Here is an 11,996-nt window from a genome sequence, read left to right as displayed (position 1 = left end):
TGGGACACGTCAAGCGTGCGGACCGGGCACATACTCGAATCCATGAACGACACCGCACGGCTCGGAGAGTTCCTCAAGACGCGGCGCTCGCAGCTCCGTCCCGAGGACGTCGGCGTGCGGACGTACGACGAGCGGCGCCGCGTGCCCGGTCTGCGCCGGGACGAACTGGCCAGGCTGGCCGGGGTGAGCAGCTCCTACTACACGAGGCTCGAACAGGGGCACTCCACGAGCGCTTCGCCCGAGGTGCTGGACGCGCTCGCGACCGCGTTGCGACTGGACGAGTCCGAACGGCAGCACCTGCACGTCCTGGCCAAACCGGTGAAGCAGGCACGCGTGCGCAGGCCCGCTCCCGAACGCGTCGACGAGGCGACCGGCCAGCTGCTCGCCGCACTGGCGGACGTCCCCGCCGTCGTGCTCGGCCTGCGCAGCGACGTGCTCGCCTGGAACCGGCTCGGCCACGCGTTGTTCGCCGGGCACCTGGACTTCGGCGCGGTGGACCAGCCGGTGCGTCCGAACATGGCACGGCTGGTGTTCCTCGACCCGCACACCCGAGAGCTCTACGCGGACTGGCAGAGCAAGGCCAGGGCGGTCGTGGGGAACCTGCGCCTGGTGGTGGGCCGGCATCCGGACGACGCCGCCCTGCACGAACTGGTCGGGCAGCTGAGCGCGAAGAGCACGGACTTCGCGTCGATGTGGGCCGATCACCGCGTCAAAGCCTGTGCCACGGCCGTCTACGAGATGCGGCACCCGCTGGTCGGTCCGCTGACCGTGACCCAGCAGACCCTGAGCAACGGCCTCGGCCCGAGCGTCGTCGTGGCCACCGCGCGACCGGGCTCGTCCTCGCACACCGCGCTGGCGCTGCTCGCCCAAGCCGCGGCCTGACACCACAAGCAGTCACATCAGATGGGTGCGGCGCTGCCGCATGCCCGAAAACAGTGAGGAAAGCATGTCCGCGAAAACTGCCCGGAAGGCACTCGCCGCCGCCGTTCTGGCCGCGAGTTCCCTCGTCCCGCTCGGAGTCCCGGCCTCGGCCGCGACGTATCCGCTGTGCGCGGCGCGCATCGTCCAGCACTTCGACCTCGCCCGGGGGCAGACACCGGAGAGCATGGTGTTCGCCCCGGACGGCACGGCGTACGTGACGTTCGCCAAGGCCCGGCAGATCGCCGAGATCACGCCCGGCGGCAGGATCAGGGTCCTGGCCACGCTGCCCGCGCCCGCGGACGGCGGGGCGAACACGCCCGCGCTGGGATTCCCTTTGACGGTCGGCATCGACCGGGCCGCCGACGGCACCCTGTACTTCCTGTACGCCACCGGCACCGCCGACCTCACCGGCGTGTGGGCGCTCCGGCCCGGAGGCACGCCACGGCGCATCGCCGCGTTGCCGGCCACCAGCCTGCCCAACGGAATCGCGCTCCACCAGCGCACCCTCTACGTCGCCGACTCGACCGGCGCCGTCTGGCAGGTGCCCGCGTCCGGCGGCACCGCCACGGTCTGGTCGTCCGACCAGGCGCTCGCTCCCGCCGGGTTCCTCGGCGCGAACGGTCTCCGGCTGCGGGACGGCGCGGTGTGGGTGACCAACCTCGACCTCGGGACCATCGTGCGCATCCCGTTGCGCGCCAACGGGACCGCGGGTGGTGCGAAGGTGGTCGCCACCGGCCTGACCGGCATCGACGACTTCGCGTTCACCGGCCGCGGTACCGAGATCATCGCCGCTTTGGACACCGTCAACCAGGTCGCTCTGGTCAGGCCCGACGGCACCCACGCCGTGGTCCTCACCGCGGCCGACGGACTGCAGGGCCCGACCACGGTCGCGATGCGCGGCCACGACGTCTACGTGCCGAGCGCCGCCTACCTCACCGGGAAGGACCCCAACCTGCTGCGCGCCCGCCTGATCACTTCGACCCGGCGGCCACCAGCTTCGCGGTGACGGGTTCGAGCACGGCGACCAGTTCGTCGAGCTCGGCGGGGGAGAGGGCCTCGTAAGGCGCGGCGGCGAGTTCGTCGGTGAGGTCCTCGATGCTCCGCCGCAGCGTGCGGCCGGCGTCGGTGAACCGCCCGTCGGCGTCGACGATCCCGCGCTCGCGCAAGCCGTTCATGACCGCGGCCAGCCGCTTCTCCGGCAGGTGGTGGATGCGCCCGAACGACTCCGGCGGGTGGATGCCCATCGCGATCGCGGAGAGCACGTGGGCCTCGGTGCCGCCGATGCGCGCGCCGACGAGGGCGGCGATGTGCCCGTCGCCGCGGTGTTCGCGGAGCGTGGTCGCGGAGTGCCACAGCCGGGCCACCGGGTCGCCCGGCACGTCGAGGGTGCGCATACCGGCGTACATCACCCGGCCTTCGGTGGGCGCGCTCGTCGCGGCCTTGGTGGTGAGGTCGGCGGCGCGCAGCAGACCGGGCGAGGCGGCCATCTCGGCGCCGACGATCCGCCGCACGGAGGCCGCGCTGCCCCGTTCCCGCGCGGCCAGGGACGCCTCGGGCGGGATCTTCTCCCAGGCACTCGGGATGTGCCGCGCGGCCTCACCGTCGGCGAAGCTGTAGAACGCGGCGTGCACGACCTCCGCCGGCACGCGCCCCAACGGCGCGGCGCGGCTGGCGAAGTACCCGTCCCAGTAGCCGCGGTGGCCGAGGGCGGCCAGCTCCTCGTCGCACTCCTCGGCGAAGAAGGTGACGAGGCAGATCGGCTCCAGGAGCTCGAACATGCGACGAGCGGTGCGGGACATGGCCGCCATCGTGGCAGAGCCCGATTTCGCGTATCCCGGAATTCGGTGCGATCCGCCTGATCACGGTCGCACACCGTGCGGCAGGGCAGAGTTCGGTGTGGTGCTCGACGACCAGGAACTGGAAGCCCGCTGGGAGATCGCGATGCCCGCCGCCGGTTTCGCGGAGTCCGCGACCGTTTCCCCGACCACGCCTTCGACGTCGCGTCCGCGGCCAGTATCATGCGAGTTGGGTTCAGCTTCGGTGCGGTCCAAGCCGACGATGTATCGACTGATCAACTTGTGTGTCGTTCGGTCGTCGCACTCGGTACGGGCGGTCAGATGCCTGTCGGTGACATGCCGTTCGTGTTGACGCTCGGGTTACCGAGCTACTGCGACGAAGCGGTGTACGGCTTTGTCGCGCCCGTGGTCGTCAATGGCACGACTGTGGATCTACGGTCGTGACGGCCCGCTCGCTTCGCCCGCAGTATGGGTGGCCGTTGTGAGCTGGACAGCGGCGGTCATCGGGCAGTCGCACTGCGAGGGTGATTCCCGAGGTGGCGAGAGTGCGGCCAAGGTGAGGTCGCTGCGGGCTTCTCGATCGTGCGCTAACGCCATCTGGTCCTCAGTGGACAGACCCAGGTCAACCCAGGCAGTGGGGTCCGCACGTCCGGAAGCGCCTCCGCGTGGGCACGGCCTGTTCGAACAGGCCCGGACCATCGACGAGACGATCAGCGGCCAGTTCCCCGACGGCGCGTTCGCCACCGGTGTCCTGGCCGAGTTCGATCTGGGCAACGGGCGGCTGCGCTACCTCAACGCCGGTCACCCGCCACCCCTCGTACTGTGGTCGGGCAAGGTCGTCAAACGTCTCACCGATGGACGGCGACTGCCTTTCGGCCTGGGCACCAGCGGGCTCACCATCGCCGAGGAGACGCTGCAGCCCGGCGACTGGCTGGTCCTGCACACCGACGGCATCACCGGGGCACGCGACGACGCCGGCGAGTTCTTCGGCGAGAGCCGGCTGACGGACCTCCTCGAACGGGAGGCCGCGGCTGCGTCAGGCGCTCGACTTGGACGCTCCGCCGGTCACCGTCGAGTTCCGGTTCTCCACCAAGGCCGGGGCGCGCACGCTCTAGCGTCCGGCCGCCTCACAGCGGTTTCCACATCAATGGTGCCTCGCGCCTTCGTTGTTCAGCCACTGTGGAGCTCAGCCGAGCACTGCGGCGACGTTGGCGCGATCGGCCCCGAGCGTCACGTAGAGCTGGGCCCACCGCTTGTCGGTGTCGGTAGCTGTCTGACCGTCACAGAACGGTTTGCGGCCGTGCGCGGTGTAGTAGCGCAGCAGCGAGAGGGTTTCGCCGGTGTTGCGCATGGCCTCGTCCGTGTAGCGAGGGCCCGGTGGTTGAGGCTGGTGGCGCAGACAGGTGAGTTCCGTGCCGCTCTCGTTGTCGAAGATCGGTCCGGGGTCGGGGGTTCCGGTACAGGCGATCAGCATGGTGGCGGAGCACAGGAGCAGGGCCGGGACGCGCATTGCGCCTCCTATTCGAACAGGGCTCGGGCTGTCAGTCCGAGGCCGACGACGAGAACGAGCCCGGCGGTGATGGCGGGCAGGGCGGTGAAGCGGTCTCGGATGCGTTCGACTGCGGCGAGTCGATCGCGCAGGCGGACCAGCAGCAGGCCGACGAAGGTGAGCGTGGTGGCCATGCCCAGGCCGTAGCCGAGCACGAGCAGCACACCGAACCAGGTACGGCCCAGCGCGACTGCGCCGAGCAGCACGACCAGTGCAGAGGGGCTCGGTACCAGACCGCCCGCCACCCCCATACCGATCAGGCCGCCACGACCCAGACGATGCCCGTGCCCGTGCCCGTGCCCGTGGCCGTGTGCGTGGCCGTGCCCTACGGCGACGGGTTGTCGCTGCAGCGCGGAGCGCAGCAAGAACGCGCCGATAGCGGTGACGAGTACGCCGCTCGCGACTCCGAGCACCCGTAGCAGGGATTCGCCCGCCAGCGCGCTGGAGAGGCTGATTGCCAGGCCGATGAGCAGCACGCCGAGGGTGTGGGTGAGGGTGACGGTGGCGCCGACGACGACAGCGTCACGAGCAGTGCCGTCACGTCCGGCGAGGTAGGCGGCGATGACGGTCTTGCCATGTCCAGGCAGCGCGGCGTGGGAGGCGCCGAGCAGCAGCGACAGCAGCACAGCGAGCACGCCGATCAGCGGAGTGAGGTCCTGCCTGCCGGCGAAGTCGGTGAAGGCGCGGGTGGCCGTACCGAGCAACGTGCTGCCGCCCTGGGCCGCGGCCGTGCCCGAGGTCGCGGTAACGCCGGGTTCGACGCGCAGGCTCACCGCGCGGATGTCGAGGGGATCGGACAGCAGGTCGTCGGGATAGGCGCGGAGCTCGTCGCTGGCGCTGGTCGCCGACACGGGCGGGTCGAGCAGCGCGATGCCGTCGCCGGTCGCGGTGATCTCGTGCCAGCCGACGCGGCCTGGCCGGTAGGTGTCACGCACGTCGATGGTGGAGGCGGACCTGAGGTCCGCGGAAGCGGTGAGCCGGCAGGTGAGCCGGGTGGTGGCCAGACCCGCTTCGCCAGGAGGAAACTCGACCGAAGCCAACCGCAGGAGTACGGCCGTGCGCGTGCCGTTGACACTCACATCGAGCCCGCCGAGCACGGTGTCGCACTCGCGGTCGGCGTAGTCGCTCTGGCGAGCGGGCTGCTCCTGCAGGGTCGGGATCTCGGCGAGGTCGATGACCGAGACGACGTCGACGCGGTCGGGGTGCACGGTGATGGCGTGGTGGTGGTTGATCGTGAAGTTGCCCAGCGGATGCGCTCCGGCATACGCGGGAGCCATCAGCATCGCCAGCCCGGCCAGGACGAGGACCGCCAGCGACCTCACCTCAGGCCGTCCAGCGCGGCGCGGGCGGCCGGGGCGTCCACGGGGGAGAAGTGCGGGTTGATCCGCAGCGCTGTCCCGAGCGCGTCGCCGGCGTCCGCGGTGCGGCCGAGGGCGCGCAGGATCATGCCGCGGTGGTAGGCGAATGTCGCGTTGCGCCAGCCGGTCGCGGCGGCGCGGTCGGCGTGAGGGAGAGCCTCGGCGTCACGTCCGGCCAGGTGCAGCGCCCACGCCAGCGCGTCCGCCACGAGCGGGTGCTGCCTGCGAGCCCACTCGCGTTCGGCGGCGACGAGTGCGGAGGAGGGATCACCGCGGTCGGCGGCGGCAACGGAGGTGGCCAGGTCGTCTGTGCTGCCCGCGGCGGCGAGCAATCGCTCCTGCTGGGCGAGGAGGTCGAACTGGCGTGCGGCGTCCTGCGTGCGGCCCGCCGCACGCAGCAGGACGGCGTGTTCGTGGAGATACTGCGGTGACGGCACGCGTGCCACGAGCTGGGCGTAGACAGCGAGCGCGTCATTCAGCTCGCCTCGGGCGGCGGCGATCTTGGCGCGGCCCTGCAGCAGGGCGGGGTCGAGCGGGTCGATCAGCAGGCCCTGCTCGTACTGGGTGGAAGCTTCGTCGAGGTCGCCGTTGTCGAAGGCCAGTTCGCCGAGGTGGTAGCGGCAGAACAGCGTGTCGGCAGGCGAGGAGGAAGCGTCGAGTGCACGGGTGAGGGCCTGGCGGGCGGAGTCGACGTCACCGCGTTGCTCGAAGTCGTAGGCGGCGCGGGTGAACGCGGGCACACCGGGTTCGAGGTCGAGCATCCGTTGCACGGCGGCTCGCGCCTGGTCTGCCATGCCGAGTTGGGTGAGGGCGTCGGCGAGCACGCCGTAGACCTCAGCGGTGTCGGGCAAGGCGGTACGGGCGAGTTCGGCCTGATCACGGGCAGTTGCGAAGTCGTGGCGGGCGTTGGCCAAGGCACCGAGGCCCGCGTGTGCGAGGCCGTTCCCTTCCGCCTTGTGGCGCAGGGAAGTCTCAAGTGCGCCCTGTGCCTTGCCGTAGTAGGCCGGGTCACCGGTGATTCGAGCCTGCTCGACGTAGGCGGAGCCGAGCAGTGCCCACGTGTCGGCGTCGCCAGGGGCACGCCGCAGCCGCTCCTGGGCGGCAGTGATGGTGCGCTGCACGTCGCTGCGCACCACGGCGGCGCCCTGGCCGGGAAGGGCCGGGTCGTCGCCGCGGCTCAGCGCGGTCGCGGTGGCGGCGAGCAGCGCGACGCCGGCGGTGATCGCCAGCACAGCGATGATCTTGCGGCGGTTCATGGCGCGCTCCGTGGGTTGCTGCCGAGTGAGATCACGCGGGACGTGCCGGGGAACGGACCGGATCCGTCCCCCGGCACGCTGTCATGCGAGCGCGGGAACCGCGGTCCGCTGTGGACGGCGGTTCAGCAGCCACACGCCCGAGCCGATCAGCAACGCCGCAAGGACGCCGTTGAGGATCAGCCCGTCCGGCAGACCGCCGCCGCCACCACCGCCGGCCGCGGGTGCCAGCGCACCCGCAGCGCCGGAGTTGACCGCGGTGTTGTTCGGCAGCGCCACGTATGGGAACGAGGTGCCGAACGCCTTGTCGTTGGCGTTGACCTTGTCCCCGGCCGCGAGCGCGGGCACGATGCCGCTCACCGCGGCGCCTTCCAGTGCCTGCACGCCGATGTCGAGCACGTCGTCGGTGAGCCGGCGCCCGTTCGGGAAGCCCTGCAGGTCACCGCCGAGCACACCCAACCGGTTCGGTGACGCCGCCGGCGGCACGGAGGTGTTGAGCCGCAACTGTTCCGACGGCGTGAACCGCTTCGGGTTCACGTCGGCGTTGTTGAGCTGCGAGTTCAGGTCGGCCTTGATCGGCCCACCGAGCTTGGTGGTGATGCCGGTCAGGAAGATCTCCACCAGGTCGTTGCGCGGCGTCGCCGGGGCGGGCAGGCCGTAGATCGCCTGGATCAGCTTGGGCACCTCGGGCTCGGTGACCCGCTTGACCAGCTCCGGCGTCTTGCCGTCCTGGTCGGGCGTCAGGGCGTTGAACTTGTCCTTGAGCCCTGCCGGGACGACGACCTCGTTGACCAGCGGGTTGCCCAGACGTGAGACCTGCACGAACGGACCGACCGCCCGCGACTCCCCAGGGGTGAGGATCATCGACTGCCGCTCGGTGTCGCTCCACACCCCGATGACCGGGTTGCGGGTCGCGTCACCCTTGAGCGCCAACTGCGACTTGGGCACCTGCAACGCGATGGTGTTGACGTTGTAGCCGCGCAGCGTGTCCTGGCCGACCTCGGAGAGGTTGCCGCCGTAGAGCAGGTCGAACACCCTCAGGTCGAGGAAGAACGCGTCGTCGGACTGCCCGACGTAGCTCTTGCCGCCACCGGGCACGTCGGTGATCGCCTGGGTGCGCAGCGCGCCGTAGTCCGGCATCGACGCCGGGCCGGTGTTGGACGGCGCGACCTTGCCCGAGCGGATCAGCTTGCGATCACGCCCGTCGCGGTCGATCAGTTCGAGCGTGTAGGTCTGCCGGAACAACAGGTTCTCGTCGTCCAGCGATGTGACCGGCCCGTTGTTGTACAGGAACGTCGACGTGCCACGGCGGTCCTCGGTGCGGAAGGTCCACCGGTAGGTCAGGTCCGCCTTGGCATCGCCGTCGTTGTCGATGTTGATGTCGTAGCGGGCATCAGTGGCCCACGGGTAGAAGTTCGGCCCGCCGTTGGGCTCCTGGAACGGCGACCAACTCGCCACCAACGTGACCGTGTCCGGCTTGTCAGGGCTGACGAAGGCGTAGACGTCGGTGTTGTCCACCGCCGGATCACCCGCGATCAACGGCGCCTCTCGGTGACTCGACGCCCCGGCCGAACCGGAACCACCGATCAGCCCTGCCGCGAGCAACGTGCTCCCGACCGCGATCAGACTTACCGCCACGCGTCGTCGACGACGCGTGGGAGGGGGTGCTGACATGCTCCATCCCTTCGGATCGACGTCCGTCCGCAGCGTTGGCCGCCACGCGGACAGGACCGTCTGATTCGAAGCCGGGACCGAAAGGGCTTGCTGGTGTCACTCGAATGCCCTCTTGCACACCCATGGCATCAAAAGGTTCTGCACGGTTCGGCAGCGGTGAGAGGTTCCGATCCGCAGGCGTGAACCTTCTGCACCGCAGGGACGTCACGTCGCGCCCTGCCAGGCGGCGAGGGGAGCCAGTAGGGACAACAGGCTCAGGGGTGGAGCCGAACTCAGCGCCAGAGCACGCACGACCCACAGCCACGGTGGCGGCGAGGGCAGCTACGACACGATGGAAGCGAGGCGATCAGCACGATGCCGACCTGGTGCAGGATCCCAGCTGATCGGCCTTTCCGGCGTGGCTCCGGCGCTGAGGTGTTCGGCTAGCGTTGCAGCTGGCCGCGCACGGCACCTGCCGGGTACTCGGCGTTGTGCACGTTGACGTAGAACTGGCCGGGCTTGTTCGCGATCTCCCTGGCGAGTGCTCGGTCGACCTGGGCGCAGCTGTAGCTCGTCCCGCCGGACGGTGCCGCCAGGTTGACCACGACAGGTCCAGCCGTGCCCTTGACTCCGCGGTGGATGTGCGCGGCGGTCGCAGCCTGGATCTTCCTCACCGTCAGGCTGACACACACCTTGTCACGGGAGATCCGCACGGCGGCCTGACCGCGCCCGTCCGGATCGCCGGGCCCCGGTACCTCCGCATTGCCGGTGAGCTGGGAGTAGCGGTGTTGGCCGCCCAGGCCCAGCCCGAGGTCCAGGTCGAGATCCAGGCCCAACCCGATGCCGGACTCACCGCCGTGGTGCGAACCGTTGTCGTGGGCGAGTGCCGCCGGAGCGGCGCCCGCGAGCATCAGTGCTGCAGCTGTGGACACGAAGAGCAAACTCAGTTGACGCTTCACCGAAACCTCCTGGTTGCGTGACGACTCGTCGAAGGTGATTCGAGAAGCGGAGAGAATCGGATTGGTCGGTTCGCTGGTTGTCAGGCGCGCTTGGCCTCATGCTCTCGCAGGACCGCGAGAGCTTGGTCGGCGTGAGCGGCGAACTTCAGCTCGCTCTTGATCACTTCGAGGATCCGCCGGTCGGTGTCGATGACGAAGGTGTGCCTTTTGGTGTGCAGAGGACTGAAACGCCGCCATGCACCGAACTGCTTCGCGACCACACCGTCCACGTCGGACAGCAGTGGATAGCCGAAACCGTGGGCGGCGGAGAACTGCTGCTGCTGTCCGACGGTATCCGGGCTGATTCCGATCCTGTGCGCGCTGAACTCGCCGAATTCCCTGGCCAGGTCGCGGAAGTGGCAGCTCTCCGTGGTGCAACCGCCGCTCATCGCGGCGGGGTAGAAGAACAGCACGACCGGGCCGGAAACCAGGAAGTCGGACAGTGCACGGGGCTCGCCGCTGTCGTCGGGCAAGGTGAACTCCGGGGCGGTGTCTCCTCGTTTCATAGTTGCTGTTCGGTCCCGCGCACAGCGCGGATTGGTCTCCGGTTCACTCGAAAGTGGAGCAGATTCTGCATCTGCGGGTGAGGAGTGATATCTGATCTCAGCCAGGATTCCTACTTCCTTCCGATGTGCGATGCAAGGCTGCGCGACAGCCCGAGATGCGGCATGCGTGTCTCACAGGTGGCCATCGTCCCCGAACTCATGTCGGACAGGTGACGAGCGAGGAGCGCTATGCGCGAACGAGAACAGGCGCGAGTGCTCATCTCGCGTGGTTCTGAGGATCTTGAGGAGCCCGTGAGCGTGGAGGGCCTGCTACTGCGGGTGGCCCGCGGCGACGAGGTCGCGTTCGGACAGCTGTACGACCTCGTGTCGGGCATGGTGTTCGGGCTCGTGCGGCGCGTGTTGCGCGATGAGGCGCAGTCGGAGGAGGTGTTCCAGGAGGTCATGCTCGAGGTGTGGCGGACGGCGACCCGGTTCGACCCGGAGCGCGGAAAGGCCGTTACCTGGATCATGACGATGACGCACCGGCGCGCGGTCGACCGTGTGCGGTCCGCCCAGGCGGCGGTCAACCGCGACGAGCGAATGGCGGCGATGGGCACCACGATTCCCTTCGACGAGGTCGTGGAGCAGGTCAGCGAACGGCTGGAACAGCGCAAGGTGCGCCGTTGCCTGTCCTCGTTGACCGATCTGCAGCGGGAGTCCGTGCTGCTGGCCTACTACCAGGGCTACAGCTATCCGGAGGTCGCCGGCGTGCTCGGCATTCCGCTGGGCACGGTGAAGACCCGGATGCGTGACGGCCTGATCAGGCTCCGGGACTGCTTGGGGGTGACGGCGTGAGCGCTTCGTCAGATCTGCACACGTTGACAGGCGTCTATGCGATGAACGCCTTGTCCGACTTCGAACGCGTGGAGTTCGAAGCGCACCTGCCGCACTGCCTGCCGTGCGTTCAGGAGGTCGCCGAGTTGCAGGCCACCGCCACCATCCTGGGCACGGCGGAGGTCGCGCCACCGGAACGCTTGCGGGCACAGGTGCTGGCCGGCGTGAAGACCGCACCTCAGCTACCGCCGAAGGCTGCTGCTCCGGAACCGGCTGTATTCGTGCTGCCCGCTCGGAACAGGTGGCTGGTCCGGACGAGCGTGCTCGCCTCAGCCGCCAGTGTGCTCGTCGCCGTCGTGGTCGGTGTCCAGGGAGTGCAGGACCGCCGTGAACTCGACGCGCTGCGTCAGTCGGCAGCCGGTTACAGCCAGGTCGCGGATCTGCTGAGCGCTCCCGACGCAAAGCTGCTGAGCGATTCGGGAACAGGTGGTGGCCACGGAACCGTCGTGATGTCGCCGGGCCGCGGCAAGGCGGCGTTCCTCGCCAACGGGTTGCCGTCACTACCCGCGGACCGTGCATACCAGCTGTGGGTGGTCGGACCAGATGGGCCGCGTTCGGCCGGACTGCTGCAGGACAAGCCCGTGCTGGCCGATGGTTTGGCGGATGCGCGAGCATTCGCGTTGACCGTCGAACCGAGCGGTGGCTCACGCACCCCGACTACGACCCCGGTCCTTGCGATCTCGATGGCCTGAACTGCACACGACGCGACCCCGAGGGCCTGGTGGCTGTCGGGGTCGCGTCGTCTCTGCTGGTGTTCAGAGCCAGGAGGAGAGCGCCTTGAGAATGTCGGCGCGCTTGCGTGGTGCGGTGAGGGTAGCGACGGGCTCACCGCCGGAGAACAGGATGAGGGTGGGGATGCTGAGCACCTGGTAGCGGACGGCGATGTCGGGATGGGCGTCGATGTCGACCTTCATCACCGAGATCGTGTCGTGGTGTTCCTCAGCGATGCTGGTGACGACCGGACCCAGTGCCTTGCACGGTCCGCACCACGGGGCCCAGAAGTCGACCAGCACGGGCTTGTCCGCGCTGAGAACGGTGGTGTCGAAGGAGTCCGTGGTCACGTCGGTGAGTTGCATGGTGGGAGTTCCT

At 69.3% G+C, this 11,996-nt stretch carries 12 protein-coding genes and 1 pseudogene; 5 read left to right on the top strand and 8 right to left on the bottom strand.

Features of this window, described 5'->3' with window-relative positions:
* The first annotated feature begins 42 nt into the window (after positions 1-42).
* Complete coding sequence (locus SK571_RS16545; RefSeq protein ID WP_319984973.1) at positions 43-882, top strand: helix-turn-helix domain-containing protein; 840 nt, start codon at positions 43-45, stop codon at positions 880-882.
* A 64-nt stretch (positions 883-946) separates the two neighbouring features.
* Complete coding sequence (locus SK571_RS16540; RefSeq protein WP_319984972.1) at positions 947-1,927, top strand: hypothetical protein; 981 nt, start codon at positions 947-949, stop codon at positions 1,925-1,927.
* On the opposite strand, the gene SK571_RS16535 is transcribed toward SK571_RS16540, so the two are convergent.
* The gene (locus tag SK571_RS16535; protein ID WP_319984971.1) at positions 1,893-2,720 is read right to left on the bottom strand and encodes an SCO6745 family protein; all 828 of its coding nucleotides are present in this window, start codon (positions 2,718-2,720) and stop codon (positions 1,893-1,895) included. The genes SK571_RS16540 and SK571_RS16535 overlap by 35 nt on opposite strands.
* 412 nt (positions 2,721-3,132) lie before the next feature.
* On the opposite strand from SK571_RS16535, the pseudogene SK571_RS16530 reads away from it, so the two are divergent.
* A pseudogene (locus tag SK571_RS16530) lies at positions 3,133-3,684 on the top strand (PP2C family protein-serine/threonine phosphatase); the annotation flags it as partial.
* A gap of 219 nt (positions 3,685-3,903) precedes the next feature.
* Here SK571_RS16530 and SK571_RS16525 read toward each other — a convergent pair.
* From SK571_RS16525 to SK571_RS16500, 6 genes are all read right to left on the bottom strand, one after another.
* Positions 3,904-4,227, bottom strand: coding sequence for a hypothetical protein (locus SK571_RS16525; protein ID WP_319984970.1), 324 nt, complete (start codon positions 4,225-4,227; stop codon positions 3,904-3,906).
* Positions 4,228-4,235: 8 nt separating this feature from the next.
* Positions 4,236-5,588 (bottom strand): High-affinity nickel-transporter, encoded by a 1,353-nt coding sequence (locus tag SK571_RS16520; protein WP_319984969.1) that lies wholly within the window; start codon positions 5,586-5,588, stop codon positions 4,236-4,238.
* The gene (locus tag SK571_RS16515; protein ID WP_319984968.1) at positions 5,585-6,880 is read right to left on the bottom strand and encodes a tetratricopeptide repeat protein; all 1,296 of its coding nucleotides are present in this window, start codon (positions 6,878-6,880) and stop codon (positions 5,585-5,587) included. Before SK571_RS16515 ends, SK571_RS16520 begins: the two co-directional genes overlap by 4 nt.
* A gap of 81 nt (positions 6,881-6,961) precedes the next feature.
* Positions 6,962-8,515, bottom strand: a complete 1,554-nt coding sequence (locus SK571_RS16510; protein ID WP_319984967.1) for a DUF4331 domain-containing protein — start codon at positions 8,513-8,515, stop codon at positions 6,962-6,964.
* A gap of 458 nt (positions 8,516-8,973) precedes the next feature.
* The gene (locus SK571_RS16505; protein WP_319984966.1) at positions 8,974-9,489 is read right to left on the bottom strand and encodes a CHRD domain-containing protein; all 516 of its coding nucleotides are present in this window, start codon (positions 9,487-9,489) and stop codon (positions 8,974-8,976) included.
* Positions 9,490-9,569: 80 nt separating this feature from the next.
* Positions 9,570-10,034, bottom strand: coding sequence for a peroxiredoxin (locus SK571_RS16500; protein ID WP_319984965.1), 465 nt, complete (start codon positions 10,032-10,034; stop codon positions 9,570-9,572).
* 228 nt (positions 10,035-10,262) lie between these two features.
* On the opposite strand from SK571_RS16500, the gene sigK reads away from it, so the two are divergent.
* Positions 10,263-10,868: an ECF RNA polymerase sigma factor SigK gene (gene sigK, locus SK571_RS16495; protein WP_319984964.1), complete on the top strand. Its 606-nt coding sequence runs from the start codon at positions 10,263-10,265 to the stop codon at positions 10,866-10,868.
* Entirely contained in the window at positions 10,865-11,599 is a 735-nt protein-coding gene (locus SK571_RS16490; protein WP_319984963.1) for an anti-sigma factor, read from the top strand. The genes sigK and SK571_RS16490 overlap by 4 nt, the downstream gene beginning before the upstream one ends.
* A gap of 63 nt (positions 11,600-11,662) precedes the next feature.
* Here the strand turns inward: SK571_RS16490 and trxA are convergent, their stop codons facing one another.
* The gene (gene trxA / locus SK571_RS16485; protein WP_319984962.1) at positions 11,663-11,983 is read right to left on the bottom strand and encodes a thioredoxin; all 321 of its coding nucleotides are present in this window, start codon (positions 11,981-11,983) and stop codon (positions 11,663-11,665) included.
* Positions 11,984-11,996: the final 13 nt, after the last annotated feature.

Origin of the sequence: Lentzea kristufekii (assembly GCF_033949925.1) — a bacterium.
GTDB lineage: Bacteria > Actinomycetota > Actinomycetes > Mycobacteriales > Pseudonocardiaceae > Lentzea > Lentzea kristufekii.
The sequence above is the reverse complement of the archived record's forward strand: the minus strand, read 5'-3'. Positions and strand labels throughout refer to the sequence as shown.

What these genes read in the sequence shown, in the direction of transcription:
- SK571_RS16525 (WP_319984970.1), bottom strand. Translation starts at nt 4,227, where the DNA reads ATGCGCGTCCCGGCCCTGCTCCTGTGCTCCGCCACCATGCTGATCGCC.
- SK571_RS16515 (WP_319984968.1), bottom strand. Translation starts at nt 6,880, where the DNA reads ATGAACCGCCGCAAGATCATCGCTGTGCTGGCGATCACCGCCGGCGTC.
- SK571_RS16540 (WP_319984972.1), top strand. Translation starts at nt 947, where the DNA reads ATGTCCGCGAAAACTGCCCGGAAGGCACTCGCCGCCGCCGTTCTGGCC.
- sigK (WP_319984964.1), top strand. Translation starts at nt 10,263, where the DNA reads ATGCGCGAACGAGAACAGGCGCGAGTGCTCATCTCGCGTGGTTCTGAG.
- SK571_RS16535 (WP_319984971.1), bottom strand. Translation starts at nt 2,720, where the DNA reads ATGTCCCGCACCGCTCGTCGCATGTTCGAGCTCCTGGAGCCGATCTGC.
- SK571_RS16545 (WP_319984973.1), top strand. Translation starts at nt 43, where the DNA reads ATGAACGACACCGCACGGCTCGGAGAGTTCCTCAAGACGCGGCGCTCG.
- trxA (WP_319984962.1), bottom strand. Translation starts at nt 11,983, where the DNA reads ATGCAACTCACCGACGTGACCACGGACTCCTTCGACACCACCGTTCTC.
- SK571_RS16500 (WP_319984965.1), bottom strand. Translation starts at nt 10,034, where the DNA reads ATGAAACGAGGAGACACCGCCCCGGAGTTCACCTTGCCCGACGACAGC.